This window comes from Eikenella halliae, assembly GCF_001648475.1.
GTDB classification, from domain to species: Bacteria; Pseudomonadota; Gammaproteobacteria; order Burkholderiales; family Neisseriaceae; genus Eikenella; species Eikenella halliae.
Genome location: NZ_LXSQ01000028.1, coordinates 77428 through 92731, shown reverse-complemented (window position 1 = coordinate 92731; position 15304 = coordinate 77428). Strand labels below are relative to the sequence as shown.

The following is a 15304-nucleotide window of genomic DNA, read 5'->3' as shown; positions in this document are numbered from 1 at the left end:
CCTCGCCTTGCCGTACTACCTGTACTGTCTGCGGCTCGCCGCCTTGTCCTGATTTTTGTTAATCCACTACAATCCGCAGCCTGAAAAAAAAAACCGCTTGAGAAGGCATACCTTTTCAAGCGGTTTGGTTTGATTATGGGAGCCAGGTCAGCAGCAGCGGCCGCCGTTGGCTCCGCAGCGGCGTTTGCGGCAGTAGTCGGCAAACTGCTGCTCGGTCATCACCGGTGCGTTGGGGTTGTAGCGCCGTTGGCGTGCCACGTAGTTGGCATAATCCGGCACGCCCACCATCAGGTTGGCAGTCAGCTTGGCTGTTTTCCAAGCCTGATAGAGGCGCTGTTTCAGCTTATGCTTCATTCACAGCCTCGGCGCTTGCTCCGGTGGTTTCGTTACGGAATACCGGCGGGATTTCGTGGGCAGTCGGCCAGCCGACTTTGCGGGCTTTCAGGGCTACCTGAAGGCCGTAAATCCCCACTACCACCACTACGGCCAGGAAGAGCACGGTCAGGCCGGAGTTTACATAGTCGTTGAAGGCAATGCGACCCATTTCCTCAGCGGTTTTGGCCGGAGCCAAGATTTCGCCGTTAGCCAAGGCTGCTTTATATTTGGCAGCATGAGCCATAAAGCTTACGCGAGGGTTGGAATCGAACACTTTTTGCCAACCGGCATAGCAGGTTACCAACAATACGCCGAGCGCCGGAACCAAAGTAACCCAGATGTAGCGGTCACGTTTCATCTTAATCAGAACCACTGTACACAGGATCAGCGCCACGCCTGCGAGCATCTGGTTGGCGATGCCGAACAACGGCCACAGGGAGTTGATGCCGCCCAGCGGGTCGGTTACACCGGTGTAGAGGAAGTAGCCCCACAGTGCAACGGCCATGAAGGTGGCAATCAAGTTAGCCGGTAGGCTGTCGGTGTTGCCGAAGGGTTTGTAGAAGATACTGCCCAAGTCCTGGATCATGAAGCGAGCCACACGGGTACCGGCGTCCACAGCAGTCAGGATGAACAGGGCTTCAAACAGCAACGCGAAGTGATACCAGAATGCCATCATGCTTTCGCCCGGGATCAGCTGGCTCATAATGTGAGCCATACCCACGGCCAGAGTCGGCGCACCGCCTGCACGAGACAGGATGGTGTGTTCCCCCACCTCTTTGGCCACGTGCAGCAGGGTAGCTTCGCTTACCGGGAAACCCAGCTGGGTGGTAATCACGTGTGCGGCATTGGCAGCGTCGGTGCCGATGAGGGCGGCCGGGCTGTTCATGGCGAAGTACACGCCCGGGTCGAGCGAAGCGGCGGCAGCCAGCGCCATAATGGCCACAAAGCTTTCCATAATCATGCCGCCGTAGCCGATCATGCGTACGTGTTCTTCGTTTTCAACCATTTTCGGAGTGGTACCTGAAGAAATCAGGGCATGGAAGCCGGATACCGCACCACAGGCGATGGTGATGAACAGGAAGGGGAACAGGTGGCCTGAGAATACCGGGCCAGTACCGTCGGTGAAACGGGTAACCGCGTGCATTTGCAGCGGCGGGCTAACGATGATAATGCCCAAAGCCAATGCAATGATGGTACCGATTTTCAGGAAGGTGGAGAGGTAGTCACGCGGGGTGAGTAGCAGCCACACCGGCAGCACGGAAGCAATGAAACCGTAGATCATCACTGCCCAGGCGATAGACAGGCCTTCCAGATCGAAGATATGCCCGAAGGAGCTTTCGGCCACGTTTTTACCATACACAATCGCCAACACCAGCAGGATAAAGCCGACGATGGAAATCTCGCCGATTTTGCCCGGACGGATATAGCGGGTGTAGATGCCCATAAACAGGGCGATCGGGATGGTAACGGCGATGGTGAACGTACCCCACGGGCTGTGAACCAGAGCTTTTACCACAATCAGCGCCAGCACGGCCATGATGATCACCATGATCATCAAAATACCGATGGAGGCAATCACACCGGCTACGGTGCCCAGCTCTTGTTTCACGATATCGCCCAAGGATTTGCCGTCACGGCGCATAGACACGAACAACACCATCGCATCCTGAACCGCACCGGCAAACACCACGCCGAAGATAATCCACAGCGTGCCGGGCAGATAACCCATTTGCGCGGCCAATACCGGGCCTACCAACGGGCCGGCGCCGGCGATGGCGGCAAAATGATGGCCGAACAGCACGCCTTTGTGCGTCGGCACATAGTCCAAGCCATCGTTATGGCGCTCGGCCGGCGTGAGCCGGTTCGGGTCGAGCTGCATTACGTTTTTGGCAATGTAGAGGCTATAAAAGCGGTAGGCAATGGCATATACGGAGACGGCAGCAATCACCATCCACACCGCACTGACCTGCTCACCGCGATGGATAGCCAAAGTGGTGAACGCGGCCAAACCGAGCAGCACCACAACGCCCCATATCAGGAAGCTTTTGAGTTTGTTCATGATAACAACACTCCGATTCAACAAACATAAAACGGCTGCCCGGCCAGGCCGTACTGCCCAACTTCAGCAGCCCCCATCCGGCAATCGAACGCCGCGCCGAAGGCGCAAACGTCTTCACTGCCAAACGGCATAAGCTTAACATATTTGTGGAAATCATTACGTTAAATTTTCAAGCGGAAGGAGCTGTTTTTGCCGTGTTTTAGACAGAAAAGCCTAGGTTTGGGAGAAAAATACCCTGAAACAAGAATAGCTTGACCCAGGTCAATAAACGGCCGCCAGATAACGGCACGGTCGGCTTTTACAAAAAAACCGGCAGGCGAAGGTAAAGTTTGTTTGCCTGGCTTAAGCCGCGCCACTACTTTTCAGGTAGCCTCTCGATCTGCTGGCAATCGCCAAGACGGCGGCAAAGTGAAACCCAGTGAGATAAATATAAGGGGTCTGTGAGATAAATGGGATTAAGTTGGATGAGGATGGATGAAGGGGGATGGGAAATTTGTAACAACGTTGCACTGGGTGCAACAAAACGGAGCGGGCGGATTTGCCCGCTTTTTTATTTCCGGACACCCCGTGCCAGGGCATCGAGGGCGACATCCAGCAGGCGGGATTCGGCACCGGCCTGAAGTGTACCGCCTTTGCTCATCGGCAGGTAGGGGCGTGCCGGGATTTTGACCTGTTTGACCCTGCGGAAGCCGTCGCCGACTTTGAACACCAAATAGGGTTTGTTTTTGGCTTTGACCGTGCCGCCGAACTGGTGGATGGCGGCGTAGGGTTTGTTGGTGCCGATGCGGGCGAAGTTGCTGCCGGAGGCGGTGTGGATGCTGGCGGCCAGCTGCCCGCTCTTTTGCAGGATTTTGCCGCCGCGAGCGGTAGCCGGCCATTTCCTACCACCCCAGCTTTCGTGGGCGAAGTTGTCTTCGGTGATGCTGAGCAGTTCGGCGGCAATGGCTCGCATCATCGGGCGCGGGTGGCGGGCGTTGCGCAACAGTTGGCCGAGGCCGCGTTGCAGGTCGCTGTCGTCCAGGCTGATTTCCAGCATCGTCATCCTTTCAATAGATTAATTACCCAAGCCAATTGGGCGGCATTGAGCGAGGATTTGAAACGCTCGTTGCCCATCATCTGCCGCAGCGCCACACGGGCAATATCGGGATGGGCGGCCTGCGCCTTATCCACCGCCACCGAAGCCATGCGCGAGAGCATGGCTTTTCCTTGGTTGGCATTGAAGCCGGCATTGGGGGCGACGAATTTGCCGTTGATGCGAATACCGGTACGCCGGGCATGGCGTTCTTCGCCGGTGTACGGGTTCTCGCCGATATCCACGGTTTGGGTTTCCAGCTTCGGGCTGGGCTGCACGCGGCCTTCGCCCCGGCTGCGCGATAAGGGTCGAACCCGGCAGCGGCAACGGTAATCCAAGGGCGGGTACAGGGTATCCCACACCGGATCATCGGCGGCATAAACGCTGCCGTGCAGCATACGATGGGTCTCACGGGTGCGCTCATCATTGACTGCCACGTATTCCCAATAAGGGTGCGTATCCACGGCATCCATCATTTCGGCATAACGCCCCGCCATATAGGCCGACTGCATATTGGTCAGATAGATGGTTTTCAGGCGGTGCGGGCTGCCCAGGCGCACGGTTTGGATTTCGCCGGTGTCCGGGTGCGGCATATCCTGCCTGCCCCACCAGCCTTTGGCCTGCAATACCGGCGTCAGCTGCTCGCCGAACTGCTCCAAGGTCTGCCCGCTTTCGGCGGCTTTGACCACGGCGGCATAGATATCGCCGACCACATCCATGCGGGCGGTTTTGGCCACGGTGAAGGCGGTGGCGTGCGCATCATCCAACATGTCCTGCCAGTCCCACGATACGTTGATGCCCTTCTGCTGCAGATAGGCCACAGCGGCTTCGGGTTGCATGCCGAAGATGACTTTGATGTCTTCTGGATTCATCTGTTCAGTTCCTCAGCGGCTTCCACCCTGCCGACCAGTTCGGCCAGGAAGATTAAGCGTGCCAACTCCTCTTGAAGCGCGGCATCATCCATATTCGGATAAGCGGCGGTCAGCCTGTCCAGCACTGCTTCGGGCGTGGCCGCCCCCTGTTTCAGGCTGCCGACCAGCGCATCAGTTAATGCCTGCCCCTGTGCGTTGAGGCTACCTGAAAGCGGGGCGAGGCTGTCGATGACCAAGCCGGCATCGGCAGCCGGCCGGTGCTCGGCGAAGTCGGCCAAAGGTGACGCCGGCGTCGCATTTGGCGGAGAGGCTACCTGAACAATATCGTCGTCGCTCAGGTTGTAGGCGCGTTTCCAGTAGCTTTCGGATAATTGCACGCCGCAGCCGGTCAGGATTTGGTCGCGTTCGGCCAAGGTCTTGTCGCCTGCTTCTTCGGTGTACAAAACAAATTGAGGGCGCGGGGTGTCGGCGGCAAAGTTGAAACCGCAGATCCAGTCAATGAGCCGGTTCAGGCAGCCTTCGACGATGCGGCAATCGTTGTCCCGAATATCCTTGGTTACCTCCAAACCTGCGGTGGCGCTGGCGTGGGTGCTGTCTTTTTCGGTGGTCTGGTCTTGGCCGAGCAGCGCAATAGCAATCTCAGAGCGACAGTAGCGGATAAAGCGGTCGTACACATCGGCGCTGCCCTGTTTACCAGCCGCCTCTTTGATTTCGACGCTGCTGTCATCAGGGATGGTGGCCACCGAGTTGCCGATTAGCTGCTCCAAAGCATCCAGCAGGCGGTCGGTGTCTTGGTCGGTATTGCTGCGCGGCTCGCGGCCGATGATCCACGGTGCGCCGAATTTCTCACTGAACTCCGCCCAGAATTTCAGACCGCCGCGTTTGAAGATGGTCGGCCAGTAGATGCAGGACAAATCGCCGATGCCGTATGGGTTGATGTAGCTGGCATTGTGGGTCGGGCACAGGAATTTAAAGGCCGGTACCGGTTCGTCGTTCAGGCTGCCTGAAAGGCGGAAGCGCAGCTGCCCGTCTTGGTCGAACTGAAACCACTCCTGCGGCTTGGCCACGATTTCGGACGGCAGCCACAGACTGCCCCGCTGCCAGATGATTTCCAAGGGCTGATAGCCGTACAGGGTAGCATCTAGGATTTGGTTGATGAGGCGGTACAAATCAAAGCCGGCGAACAGCTCGGCGAAGGTATCGCAAACCGTATCGGGCGCACCGTTGGCTTCGATGCGCCATTCCATACCGGCCACGGCCGACTTCCGGCGGCGCACATGGCCGGCGACAATCGGGTCGGACAGCAGCTCGCGGTAAACCGAGATGTCGCGCCCGAGCTTTTTCAACACGGGGTCGGGGTTGGGCAGGTAGCCGCCGAAACCGCCGATGCCCCAAAAGCGTTGGGCAACGGCGAGGTGGGCGGTCAGGTCGGCGGGTTGGAGGGTAACCGCACCGTTGGCGGTTTTGAGTTTGAAGTGGGGTTTGGCCATATCAGTATCCTCGGGTTAAGGGGCTGCTGCGGCGGATTTTACGGCTGGCCACACGTACCGGGCCGGTGTTCAGTTCGCGGCTGGCGTAGTGTGCCAAGACAAAGGCAATCGCCGCGTCGCCGTGGCGTTTTTTGCCGTCCGCCCCTTTGGTGCGGGTATCGGGAATACGCGGCACGCCTTTGACCAGTTCGAAGGCGCGCAGGTCGGTCAGGATGTCTTCGTCGCGCGGCAGGTCAGTCAGCGTGCCGTCTTCGAGGGCGGCTTTGAACGGGGCGGTATGGGTGCGGTACCAGTTTTCGGACAGCATGACTGCCTCGCATACCTCCGCGCCGAATTCGTCGCGCATGGCTTCGGCAATGGATTGGCCGTTGCCGCGCGCATCCAATGCCACGCCGCGCAGATTGGGCAGGCCGTGCAGCAGGTGCTTCATAATCTGCTCCTGCTGGGCGAAGGGCATATTGCCCAGTTCCAATACAAAGGGCGGCTTCAGGGCTAGGTTCGGCTGTTGCAGCAAAGGGACGATAACGGTGCGGTCGCCGCTGCGGGCAAAGTCTTCGCCGACAAAGCTGGTGCGGGTTTTATCCAAACCGTCAAGCAGCGGTTGCAGGATGTCGTCCAGCCAGTCCGCCACCTCGGCGGCACGGCGCGGTTCGGGGAGCAGGCCGAAGTCGTCGCTCTGATCGTAGCGGATAACCGGCGTGTACGGATTCATGCGGCTTTCGATCAAGGCGCGGTTGAGCCATTTGCCGCCGCCGTTTTTCGGGATGCAGTCCAATTCCTCGCTGGCATCCTCGCCGTAGAAGTCGCGGATTTCCTTGCACCAATCTGCCTCTCCCGCCGCCGTCCACTCCAAGCCCCGCCGCAGGCAGATACGGCGGTACAGCCCCTGCTCGACTGCTTCGTCAAAGGTAATGCGGTGGATGGAATACGGCTTTTTGCCCGCGCGGATGTCTGTAATCAGCTCATTGAACGGGTTGTCCACGCCGTCGTGGGTGGAGATGATGTGTACCTGACCGCCCCACATCAGCAAGGCCATTGCAGCTTTGAGCAGCTCGCCGAGCTGCTCGTGGAACGCCGCCTCGTCAATGATGACGCGCCCCTGCTTACCGCGCAGGTTGGAGGGGCGGCTGGACAGGGCGGTAACACGCCAGCCGGAGGCAAAACGAATGACGAAGGCAAGCACGGATTTCTGTTCGTCGCCCTCCGCAAACACTTCCTCGGTTTCTTCAATTTCACCCGCTGCCAAGCCGTAGAACTTCGCCCAGTTGGCACAGTCGCGGATGAATTCGATAGCCATGTCTTTGTTATAGCCGATGTACCAACTGTCCATGCCGTTTGCCGAGGCGGCCAGCAGCGCGGTGTCGGCGGCCTCGCCCCAGCTCAAACCGATACGGCGCGATTTTTCGCACAGCTTGACCGGCGAAGTATCGGCGCACCAGCGCTGCTGATAAGGCAGCAGCGCCATCGGGGTGCGGTCTTCAGTCGACCGTTTGGCCGGACTGGTGCTTTCAGGCTGCTGCCTCATGACGCAATCCCCAAGATCTGTTTACGGATGGCTTCGGCCGCTTCGTCGGACAAGCCACCTTTTCTAGCCTGTTTGGCTACATCATCGGCAGCAGCGGCCACTTTGGCTTTCACTTTGGCTTGATATTCTTTCAATCGTGTACCGGCGGAGATAAAGCCCGCCATGCGTCGTGCGCCTTCGCTCATCATGTCGAAGCGCTGCATGGGCGACAAATCCTCATCCGGCACTTCGCCGATAGCCACCAGTGCATCAAACAGCTCGGTCTGCACCAGTGCCATCAGGGCTTCAGAGCGGGTGTCGCCTTCGTCGTTCGCCCCTTCGGCAATCAGCCGTGCTGCCTCGGTGCTGGCTTTGATGCTGGCATAACGCCGCTCCACCTGCTGCCCGTAACGGTGCACGGCGGAACGGCTGACTTCGTAACCTTGCTCATGCAGCCATTGGGTCAGCTCGGTATAGTTGGCAAAGCCGTTTTCGGCCAACTTGCGCTCGAAGGCGTGGCGGATGTCTTCCGGCAGGGTGGCCAGTGTGCTGCGTTTCGCCATCATCAACCCTCCCAGTATTTGTCCGGGCGGGCGATGCCGGGCTGGCAGTCGATGGTGTATTCGGCCAAGTCCACACCGAGCCGGGTCAGGTCGGCAAACCACATGCCGGCAGGCTGCTTGGTCAGATCGATCAGGCGGCGGTCGCTCAGGTATTCGAGCTGCTGGCGCAGCTCCAATGCGGTGGCATTGGGATAAATGCCGCGCATCACGTCCAACAGAAACACTTCGCTGGAGGTGTACGGCCGGGCTTTGTTCAGGGTGTTGATCAGATGCCAGCGCATCCCTTCCCTGCGGGCTTTATCGTTCATTTCTTTTGGCTTTCTATTTTGTACAGGTCGGTTAGTGTGTGCTGGATGCTGTCCATCTTGGCTTCCAGCACGGCTTGGTTGCGGATGTAGTCTTCGCGCAGGACATACTTTTCCGGCAGGATGGCCTTTTGCTCGGCGAACTGGTTGTCCATGTTCTCCAGTTTTTGCTGCATGGTCTCAAACTGCCGCTGCCGCTCGGCCTGCTGGTTTTGAAACTGCGCCAACAACATCTTGCCGAAGCCCCAGCACACGCCGAGGAAAGAGAGCAGAAAGCCGACCAACTGCCAGAACTCAATGCTGATAAAGGTTTTGTTTTCCATCATTAGGGATATCCGATTTCTTGGTATGCCTGACAGCCCACGCATCTTGTACAACCGGGGACGGCCAGGCGGCGACGTTTGGGGATGCGGGCGCCGCAATCCACGCAGTACAAGAGCGAGGTAGCGGCCGGGTTCTCAGGTAGCCTGATTTGGCGTAGTGCCTCCTCACGCGCCAGCTCCTCCTGCTGGGTGGCTCTGTCTGAAATATCCATTACTGCTTGCTCCGATACCATTCCTGCCACCCGCGCACTTGGGTGTCGCGTTTGCCGCACCATGCGCCGTAGTCGGCGGCGTGATTGAGCAAATCGGTGGGGCTGCCTGAAACCGGCGGCGCCGGGCGCGGATGCTCGGCCAGTAGTTCGGCAGCGGCTGGCGGCAGCACCGGGCGCTCCACCACCTTAATCGGTGTAGCCAAGGGCTTGTTTGTAGAGCTGCAGGCTGCCAGTGCCAAGGCCGCTGTAACAACGGCCGCTGCTTTGATCGTTTTTGACTGCATTTGCTATCTCCTGTTTGATGCGTGTGGTTTGGGTGTCCAATTGACGGGTGGTTTCAGCCAGCTTGGCCGATTGCTGCTGCGCGAAGTCGTGCCATTTCTGTTTTTCCGCGCTGATTTCGGCCACCTTGGCGCTGTAGGCTTGTTCGGCGGCCAGCGCCTGCTCGGTATGGCGCTGCTGCAGCTGTGCGATTTCGCCGCGATAGATACGGCGGGCGTGGGTGTAGCCCGCACCGTATACGCTGGCCAATGTCAGGCCGATGCCGAGCGCGTACAGCAAAGATTTATTCGTCGGTAGCATCCACATTTTGATCTCCCTGTTGTTTGATCTGTTCCAGCTGCGGGATGATGGATAGGCCGCGCTTGATGAGGGCGTAGCCGCCTACAATGCAGCCGTAGCTCCACCACATCCACTCCACCGGTTCGGGTGCCATGACAAATTTGTAAGTCATCACGGCGTAGGCCACGTTGGCCCATACCTTGGTATGGCTGGCTTGGCCGCTGGACGGGTTGGTAAACGCGCCGGCCAGCCAGTTTTTAAGGCTATTCATGGCGGCTTTTCTCCTGCTGCTCGACCCAAGCGCGGAATTCATCCCATGAATTAAAGGTAAGCACCCGGTTGAGTTGACCGAACAGCCAGCTGAATATTCCAACGATGAACATTAAGCCGCTGACAAATGTCCACCATGTCGAACCCCGGCTGATGTAGATGCAGAAGGCCAGAATAGAAAGGGTAAACAAGTTGCGCAGAATATTAACCAACAGGCTCTCGGTTGCATCGAACACAAAGAATTTTCCGTCTTTAGAAGTGATTTTCATGATTGAACCTCCGCTGCGATAGCGGTTGCAATGGCGCGGCAGATGCTCCATTTGGTTTGCTTCCATTGGGCTAAGTCCGCGTCGTTGGAAATGAAAAACGGCTCGAGAATGATGCCGCCGGCTTGGGCGTAGGCCAGGCGGCTGTGCTGGCCGGCATTGTCGGGCTTGTAGCCGCCTTCGCCGCGTAGCTTCCAACCGCTGGCGATGGCTACCGCCGCACATAAGCGCTGGCAGGCAGCCCTATTTTTTGGAGTGGATAAGGCTTCAATGCCAGTGGCTGCCTTGTTGACCGCCGCGTTGGTGTGAAACTCGACGGCCAGGCGGCTGCCTTTAATGAGTTTGACTGCCTCTCGCAAAGGCAGGTTACCCTTGCCCTCCCCATCGGTTTTAACCTCCAATCCGAAGTCGGTGCGGAGGATGGAAGCGACGATGTTGCGCATGTCTTGCGCGATGTCGGCCTCGCGGTCGCTGCCGTTGACGGCGCCGGGGTCGGTGTTACTGTGTCCTGCGGTAATGGTGATATACATAAGAAAATCCCTGCATCGTTGTTGATGCAGGGATTGTGGCTGATGGGGGTGTCGGGGGTCTTTTAAACGGGTTTAAAAAACGTTCTAAAGGGAGGCAACCCGTTTTTATTGGTGTTATCTGCTCATGATTGAAGCTCATGGTATGATTTGCAGGGTATCAAAATCATCCTCGTCATCTTCATCAGAGAGTTCTTCAACTACTGCAGGAGCATCAGGTGCAGCAGTCATAACTATGCTTTTATTTCTACGATTTACGGTAATACGATAATCTACCCCGTCTTGATTATGGATAGCAGTACCAGTATCTACGGCTTTAGAAAACACTTGTGTAAAATCACGTTCCCTGATTGAAGTATCAATACTTGTAGCCGTCAGCATAATCCCGAACGAACATGCTCTCATCCGTTCCGGAGAAGTAACGGCAGTACAACGAACTGTAATTTCTTTAAAAGCATCCCCAGCCGGCACTTTAGTTAAAACTAATGTAACCCCATGCCCTAAAGGTTTAGTTTCTACACGTTTACCGTTCGATAGTTGAATTCTTGGGAACATCCCCTGTATGTAGGAACTAGATATTCCATTGAAGCGATCAACAAAATCACTAGGACTTGGGCCGATAAAGCCACCTGTCGTTACCGTTCCTTTCGCTAATACTATCGCTGGTATCAGCAATAATAGTGCAAGTAATTTCTTCATTCTACATTCCTTTTAGAAAATTATTATCACGCTACTTGATCAGCCGCAGATGCGGCTTCTTTTTTCTCTGCGCCCCGGGCGGCGCTCATGATGACGGCGCGGCCAAGTTCGCTGGACTGGCGGAACAAGGCCAGCAGCTCCTGCTCTTCCTCGCTCAGGCTGGGTGTAGATTTTTCAGGTAGCCTCTTGTCTGTATAACTCGGAGATGGGGCTCTCACTATTTCCGTTTGACCAGATCGAGTGCCAGTCAAAATATAGTCAACATCAATATTCATATCAGGATGTGCAATTGCAGCTAGACGCAACTTATCTTCAGGCACCGAATTCCTTGCTTTTCTTGCTGAAAATGCTTTTATCTCTAATCCCAAAAAATTAGCCACATCCTTATCTTGTTTTAAATCAAGCTCTTGCTTTATTCTGTACAAAAAATCTACAAAATTCACAATTCTCCCCTTGCTAAAACTACAAATGTAGATTATTCTACACACAACACCACAGTTAAAACCAATCCGACACAGAAAAGGACGAAAAATGACCGAACAAGAATTGCGTCGAATCATACGTCAGGAAATCCAAGCAGCCTTGAGCCGGAAGAGAAAGGCTTTTATCCGGCTGGCTTCCCGGCAGCGGCAACTTCGGATTGAACATTTTCGACACTCTCTCGAACAAGCTTGGCTGTCGCTAAGAAGCGTTCCAAAGCGTAGACCTTATTAGGATCAATCGGAGAATCCGCCTCCGCCGCCTCTTTTGTTTTCTGCCGATGGACGGTTTCTATTCCGGACGTGATTTCATCGAAGAAAAGGGGAGACTGCAAACGGATGGCGAGGCAAATGGGATAGAACACCAAGTCGAGACTCCCAATACGGTCATTTAACCCATCTATCCGGCGGTACAGCTCAGCAATATGTTCTTCGGCAGTAGAAAACCCAGGGGCATTGTCGATATGCATGGCACGGGACTCCTCGGAATAAACGATTAGCACAGATTAACACAGGTAGGCACTAAATGAGTAAGCAACATGACAAATTTCTGCCGCTGCCCTATCCGCAGACAACACAGTCGGCACAGCGGTACTTCGTGCGGCACGGCATCAACCGCAGCGCATGGGCAAGGTATTTCGGCTTCGAGCGCACGGTGGTGGAGCACCTGTTGCGCGGCCAACTGAAAGGCCGGCGCGGTATGGCGCACGAGGCGGCGATTAAATTGGGACTGAAAGAGCAACCGGAGGATTGATATGGCAAGTGGTAAAGGCACGCGGATTTTAAAGGTCTTTAAGGCGCTGAAAGCCCATCCGATTATCGGTATCAGCAACAGGGAGATTGCCGACAGTCTCGGTATTTCGCCCTCGTATGTGAGCCGAGATTTGAATGATTTGATTGAGGAAGGGTTGGTGATGAAGCTGGACAACGGCAATTTCGCCTACAGCATGCGTACCTTGCAAATCGCGGAACGGTTCAGACAACAGCACGAGCAGCTGCAGGAACGGCTGAAAGAAATAAGCTATCGACTGGAAGCTGGCAGTAAGTTTTGAGAACAACTAACCAAATGCGACGCCAGCGTCGCATTTGACGGAGCAAATCATGACAACAGAAATTTTAGAACACGCAGCTGATGTGCCCTCTACTGAAATGGCTGTACATAGCGCAAATGTAATGGCGAAATTTTCTAACGGCGAGGCCTATAACGAAGCAGTATGGATTGAGCGCGGTCGTTTTGCGGTACGCCAGACAATGGAAGGGATGTTTGAATTGGGGCGTGCGCTTATCGTTATCAAGGAGCATACGCCACACGGCCGATTTGCTGAAATTGCTGAAAAAGAATTTGGGTTAGGTCGCCGTGAATCACAACGACTGATGAATGCCACATTGCGCTTTATCGACCCGAAGATGAAGCAGGCACAACCCAAGCTGATGACCTTGGGTAAATCAAAACTGCTGGAATTGTTGGTTGAAGAGGATGACACCTTGTTGGAGCTTGCTGACGGCGGCGACATCAATGGTCACACCCTAGACGACATTGACCGCATGACCCGCAACGAACTCCGCGCCGCCCTGCGCGAGAGCCGCGAAACCGCCGAGGCCAAAGATAAAATCATCGCCGACAAAAACAAGAAGGTGGACGAGCTGGCTGAGAAGCTGGCCAAGAAGCAAAAGGGCAAAGAGCCGAGCCCCGAAGATGTGGGCAGCGAGCTGACCATGCAGCTATCCAGTTTGGAAGTGGCCGCCCGCAGCGATTTGAGCCGCTTTGCCGAGGTCTTCGAGCAGATGCTGGCACACGGCGAAGCCAACGGCTACGACCACCGCCCGCAGATGGTGGCGGCCATCAACCAAATTATCCGAGATGCCGAAACCCTGCGCGAACGCTTTACCCTGCCGCAGGAAGCGCCGACCAACGCCAAGCCGGAATGGCTGGACGGGGAGTAAACCATGAACCCTGCATTGACCGAGAAACTGGCTGCCGTGGCCGCTCATGCAGCCACCCTCGGCCACGGCGAGAAGGCAGGCTACCTGAAAAGCCAGGCGGCCGAGCTGGGCATCAGCGTGGCCACGCTGTACCGCAAGCTGGAAGCGGTCAGTGTGAAGCCCTGCCGCAAACGGCGCAGCGATGCCGGCCGCTCGGAATTAAGCCTGCACGAGGCACAGCTGATTTCGGCCGTGCTGATGGAGGCGATGCGGCGCAACGGCAAACGGCTGATGTCGGTCGCCCGTGCGGTGGAGATGCTGCGCGCCAACGGCAAAATCGACGCCGCCCGCGTGGATGAGGAAACGGGCGAGGTGCTGCCCTTGTCCGAGAGCACGGTTACCCGCGCCCTGCGCGAATACAAGCTGCATCCCGACCAACTGCTGCAACCCGCGCCGGTGAACCGCATGAAATCGGAACACCCGAACCACTGCTGGCAAATCGACCCCAGCCTGTGCGTGCTCTACTACCTGCCGCGCAGCGGCGAGGACAGCGGCCTGCGGGTAATGAAGCAGGAAGAGTTCTACAAAAACAAACCGAAAAACGTGGTCAAAATCGAAAACGACCGCGTGTGGCGCTACACCGGCACCGACCACGCCAGCGGCACTATCCTTGCCCGCTACTACTTCGGCGGCGAGACCAGCGCCAACCTGTGCGACTTCTTTATCTTCATGATGCAGGAGAAGCAAGATGTTTTGAAAGACCCGTTCCGCGGCGTACCGCGCATGGTAATGCTCGACCCGGGCAGTGCGAATACCTCGGCAGCGTTTAAAAACCTGTGCAAGTCGCTGGACGTGCATGTGCAGATCAACAAGCCGGGCAACCCGCGCGCCAAAGGACAGGTGGAAAAAGGCAACGACATTGTGGAAACGGCGTTTGAAAGCAGCCTGCGCTTTACCGAGGTGCACGACATCGGGCAGCTGAACCGCCTGGCCGAACGCTGGATGCGTTACTACAACGGCACGCAAAAGCACAGCCGACACGGCCTGACCCGCTATCAGGCATGGAACAAAATCAAGGCCGAGCAGCTGATTCTGCCGCCGCCTGCCGACTACTGCCGCGAGCTGGCCGTTTCCGCACCGAAAGAAGCCAAAGTATCACCTGACTTGGAAATCCGCTTCGGCGGCCGGGTGTACAGCGTGAAAGACATCAAGGGCGTGCTGGTGGGGCAGAAACTGCTGGTGGCCAAGAACCCGTGGGAGCCGACTGGCGCACGTATCGCCACTTACGACAGCGAAGGCAACGAAATCTGGCAGGCGGTGCCGGAGGTGGTGTTCGACGAGATGGGCTTCAGAGCCGATGCCGCCGTAATCGGTGCGGAATACAAAGGGCAGGCCGACACCATCGCCCAAAGCCACGCCAAGGAACTGGACAAGCTGGCGATGCAGGCCGACACGCTGGAAGCGGCAGCAGCCAAACGCAAAGGCAAGGCGGTGCCCTTCGGCGGCGAAATCGACCCGTTCAAACATCAGGAAGACACGCTGGCCGCCGCCAACACCCTGTATATGCCCAAGCAAGGGCAACAGATGGCCTACAACACGATGGAAGTGCGCGAGCAGGTGTTGAGCAAGGTCGAGCTGGCCAAGCTGTTAAAACCGCGCATCGAAGCGGCCGGCGGCAACTGGGGCGAGGCGGTGAAAACCCTGCAACGGCTGTACCCGGACGGGGTGGCCGCCAGCCAAATCGAAGAGGTATTCGGCCGCCTGAAAACCGCAGGCAGCCTGCGGATTGTGAAAGGGGCATGAG

At 56.7% G+C, this 15304-nt stretch carries 22 protein-coding genes; 4 read left to right on the top strand and 18 right to left on the bottom strand.

Going from position 1 to position 15304, the window contains the following annotated elements:
• Positions 1-147 precede the first annotated feature (147 nt).
• The 18 genes from A7Q00_RS11430 to A7Q00_RS11345 all read right to left on the bottom strand — a co-directional run bounded on the left by A7Q00_RS11430 (position 148) and on the right by A7Q00_RS11345 (position 12047).
• The gene (locus A7Q00_RS11430; protein WP_064090648.1) at positions 148-354 is read right to left on the bottom strand and encodes a YbdD/YjiX family protein; all 207 of its coding nucleotides are present in this window, start codon (positions 352-354) and stop codon (positions 148-150) included.
• On the bottom strand, positions 344-2434 hold the full coding sequence (locus tag A7Q00_RS11425; RefSeq protein WP_064090647.1) for a carbon starvation CstA family protein: 2091 nt from the start codon (positions 2432-2434) through the stop codon (positions 344-346). The genes A7Q00_RS11430 and A7Q00_RS11425 overlap by 11 nt, the downstream gene beginning before the upstream one ends.
• A 550-nt stretch (positions 2435-2984) precedes the next feature.
• A complete protein-coding gene (locus tag A7Q00_RS11420) occupies positions 2985-3470 on the bottom strand; it encodes a phage virion morphogenesis protein (RefSeq protein ID WP_064090646.1) in 486 nt (161 codons plus the stop codon).
• A gap of 2 nt (positions 3471-3472) precedes the next feature.
• Positions 3473-4378 (bottom strand): phage head morphogenesis protein, encoded by a 906-nt coding sequence (locus tag A7Q00_RS11415; RefSeq protein ID WP_064090645.1) that lies wholly within the window; start codon positions 4376-4378, stop codon positions 3473-3475.
• Positions 4375-5868: a DUF935 domain-containing protein gene (locus A7Q00_RS11410; RefSeq protein ID WP_064090644.1), complete on the bottom strand. Its 1494-nt coding sequence runs from the start codon at positions 5866-5868 to the stop codon at positions 4375-4377. Before A7Q00_RS11410 ends, A7Q00_RS11415 begins: the two co-directional genes overlap by 4 nt.
• Position 5869: 1 nt before the next feature.
• Positions 5870-7393, bottom strand: coding sequence for a terminase large subunit domain-containing protein (locus A7Q00_RS11405; protein WP_064090643.1), 1524 nt, complete (start codon positions 7391-7393; stop codon positions 5870-5872).
• The gene (locus tag A7Q00_RS11400; protein ID WP_064090696.1) at positions 7390-7935 is read right to left on the bottom strand and encodes a phage protein Gp27 family protein; all 546 of its coding nucleotides are present in this window, start codon (positions 7933-7935) and stop codon (positions 7390-7392) included. Before A7Q00_RS11400 ends, A7Q00_RS11405 begins: the two co-directional genes overlap by 4 nt.
• Before the next feature lie 2 nt (positions 7936-7937).
• Complete coding sequence (locus tag A7Q00_RS11395; RefSeq protein ID WP_064090642.1) at positions 7938-8243, bottom strand: hypothetical protein; 306 nt, start codon at positions 8241-8243, stop codon at positions 7938-7940.
• Positions 8240-8563 (bottom strand): hypothetical protein, encoded by a 324-nt coding sequence (locus tag A7Q00_RS11390; protein WP_064090695.1) that lies wholly within the window; start codon positions 8561-8563, stop codon positions 8240-8242. The genes A7Q00_RS11395 and A7Q00_RS11390 overlap by 4 nt, the downstream gene beginning before the upstream one ends.
• 2 nt (positions 8564-8565) lie before the next feature.
• Positions 8566-8775, bottom strand: a complete 210-nt coding sequence (locus A7Q00_RS11385) for a TraR/DksA C4-type zinc finger protein (protein WP_067527790.1) — start codon at positions 8773-8775, stop codon at positions 8566-8568.
• Complete coding sequence (locus A7Q00_RS11380) at positions 8775-8978, bottom strand: hypothetical protein (RefSeq protein ID WP_064087582.1); 204 nt, start codon at positions 8976-8978, stop codon at positions 8775-8777. Before A7Q00_RS11380 ends, A7Q00_RS11385 begins: the two co-directional genes overlap by 1 nt.
• Complete coding sequence (locus A7Q00_RS11375) at positions 8962-9363, bottom strand: hypothetical protein (protein WP_064090641.1); 402 nt, start codon at positions 9361-9363, stop codon at positions 8962-8964. The genes A7Q00_RS11380 and A7Q00_RS11375 overlap by 17 nt, the downstream gene beginning before the upstream one ends.
• A complete protein-coding gene (locus A7Q00_RS11370; protein WP_064087584.1) occupies positions 9341-9607 on the bottom strand; it encodes a hypothetical protein in 267 nt (88 codons plus the stop codon). Before A7Q00_RS11370 ends, A7Q00_RS11375 begins: the two co-directional genes overlap by 23 nt.
• Positions 9600-9875: a hypothetical protein gene (locus tag A7Q00_RS11365; protein WP_064090640.1), complete on the bottom strand. Its 276-nt coding sequence runs from the start codon at positions 9873-9875 to the stop codon at positions 9600-9602. Before A7Q00_RS11365 ends, A7Q00_RS11370 begins: the two co-directional genes overlap by 8 nt.
• The gene (locus tag A7Q00_RS11360) at positions 9872-10402 is read right to left on the bottom strand and encodes an N-acetylmuramoyl-L-alanine amidase (RefSeq protein WP_064090639.1); all 531 of its coding nucleotides are present in this window, start codon (positions 10400-10402) and stop codon (positions 9872-9874) included. Before A7Q00_RS11360 ends, A7Q00_RS11365 begins: the two co-directional genes overlap by 4 nt.
• A 135-nt stretch (positions 10403-10537) precedes the next feature.
• The gene (locus tag A7Q00_RS11355; protein WP_064090638.1) at positions 10538-11098 is read right to left on the bottom strand and encodes a hypothetical protein; all 561 of its coding nucleotides are present in this window, start codon (positions 11096-11098) and stop codon (positions 10538-10540) included.
• 26 nt (positions 11099-11124) lie between these two features.
• Positions 11125-11541, bottom strand: coding sequence for a helix-turn-helix domain-containing protein (locus A7Q00_RS11350; RefSeq protein ID WP_064090637.1), 417 nt, complete (start codon positions 11539-11541; stop codon positions 11125-11127).
• A 161-nt stretch (positions 11542-11702) separates the two neighbouring features.
• On the bottom strand, positions 11703-12047 hold the full coding sequence (locus A7Q00_RS11345; RefSeq protein WP_064090636.1) for a hypothetical protein: 345 nt from the start codon (positions 12045-12047) through the stop codon (positions 11703-11705).
• A gap of 56 nt (positions 12048-12103) precedes the next feature.
• Between A7Q00_RS11345 and A7Q00_RS11340 the strand changes: the two genes are divergently transcribed.
• From A7Q00_RS11340 to A7Q00_RS11325, 4 genes are read left to right on the top strand one after another with little or no spacing between them, the layout of a single operon-like run.
• Positions 12104-12331, top strand: coding sequence for a DNA-binding protein (locus A7Q00_RS11340; RefSeq protein ID WP_009425435.1), 228 nt, complete (start codon positions 12104-12106; stop codon positions 12329-12331).
• A 1-nt stretch (position 12332) separates the two neighbouring features.
• On the top strand, positions 12333-12629 hold the full coding sequence (locus A7Q00_RS11335) for a winged helix-turn-helix transcriptional regulator (RefSeq protein WP_064090635.1): 297 nt from the start codon (positions 12333-12335) through the stop codon (positions 12627-12629).
• A 49-nt stretch (positions 12630-12678) separates the two neighbouring features.
• A complete protein-coding gene (locus A7Q00_RS11330; RefSeq protein ID WP_064090634.1) occupies positions 12679-13521 on the top strand; it encodes a hypothetical protein in 843 nt (280 codons plus the stop codon).
• Positions 13522-13524: 3 nt separating this feature from the next.
• Positions 13525-15303, top strand: coding sequence for a DDE-type integrase/transposase/recombinase (locus A7Q00_RS11325; RefSeq protein ID WP_156503818.1), 1779 nt, complete (start codon positions 13525-13527; stop codon positions 15301-15303).
• The last annotated feature ends 1 nt before the right edge of the window (position 15304 follow it).

Coding starts and splice junctions, on each gene's coding strand:
- A7Q00_RS11370 (WP_064087584.1), bottom strand. CDS start 9,607: ATGAATAGCCTTAAAAACTGGCTGGCCGGCGCGTTTACCAACCCGTCC.
- A7Q00_RS11405 (WP_064090643.1), bottom strand. CDS start 7,393: ATGAGGCAGCAGCCTGAAAGCACCAGTCCGGCCAAACGGTCGACTGAA.
- A7Q00_RS11365 (WP_064090640.1), bottom strand. CDS start 9,875: ATGAAAATCACTTCTAAAGACGGAAAATTCTTTGTGTTCGATGCAACC.
- A7Q00_RS11335 (WP_064090635.1), top strand. CDS start 12,333: ATGGCAAGTGGTAAAGGCACGCGGATTTTAAAGGTCTTTAAGGCGCTG.
- A7Q00_RS11410 (WP_064090644.1), bottom strand. CDS start 5,868: ATGGCCAAACCCCACTTCAAACTCAAAACCGCCAACGGTGCGGTTACC.
- A7Q00_RS11415 (WP_064090645.1), bottom strand. CDS start 4,378: ATGAATCCAGAAGACATCAAAGTCATCTTCGGCATGCAACCCGAAGCC.
- A7Q00_RS11360 (WP_064090639.1), bottom strand. CDS start 10,402: ATGTATATCACCATTACCGCAGGACACAGTAACACCGACCCCGGCGCC.
- A7Q00_RS11375 (WP_064090641.1), bottom strand. CDS start 9,363: ATGTGGATGCTACCGACGAATAAATCTTTGCTGTACGCGCTCGGCATC.
- A7Q00_RS11395 (WP_064090642.1), bottom strand. CDS start 8,243: ATGAACGATAAAGCCCGCAGGGAAGGGATGCGCTGGCATCTGATCAAC.
- A7Q00_RS11390 (WP_064090695.1), bottom strand. CDS start 8,563: ATGGAAAACAAAACCTTTATCAGCATTGAGTTCTGGCAGTTGGTCGGC.
- A7Q00_RS11345 (WP_064090636.1), bottom strand. CDS start 12,047: ATGCATATCGACAATGCCCCTGGGTTTTCTACTGCCGAAGAACATATT.
- A7Q00_RS11430 (WP_064090648.1), bottom strand. CDS start 354: ATGAAGCATAAGCTGAAACAGCGCCTCTATCAGGCTTGGAAAACAGCC.
- A7Q00_RS11340 (WP_009425435.1), top strand. CDS start 12,104: ATGAGTAAGCAACATGACAAATTTCTGCCGCTGCCCTATCCGCAGACA.
- A7Q00_RS11325 (WP_156503818.1), top strand. CDS start 13,525: ATGAACCCTGCATTGACCGAGAAACTGGCTGCCGTGGCCGCTCATGCA.
- A7Q00_RS11425 (WP_064090647.1), bottom strand. CDS start 2,434: ATGAACAAACTCAAAAGCTTCCTGATATGGGGCGTTGTGGTGCTGCTC.
- A7Q00_RS11330 (WP_064090634.1), top strand. CDS start 12,679: ATGACAACAGAAATTTTAGAACACGCAGCTGATGTGCCCTCTACTGAA.
- A7Q00_RS11400 (WP_064090696.1), bottom strand. CDS start 7,935: ATGGCGAAACGCAGCACACTGGCCACCCTGCCGGAAGACATCCGCCAC.
- A7Q00_RS11355 (WP_064090638.1), bottom strand. CDS start 11,098: ATGAAGAAATTACTTGCACTATTATTGCTGATACCAGCGATAGTATTA.
- A7Q00_RS11420 (WP_064090646.1), bottom strand. CDS start 3,470: ATGCTGGAAATCAGCCTGGACGACAGCGACCTGCAACGCGGCCTCGGC.
- A7Q00_RS11385 (WP_067527790.1), bottom strand. CDS start 8,775: ATGGATATTTCAGACAGAGCCACCCAGCAGGAGGAGCTGGCGCGTGAG.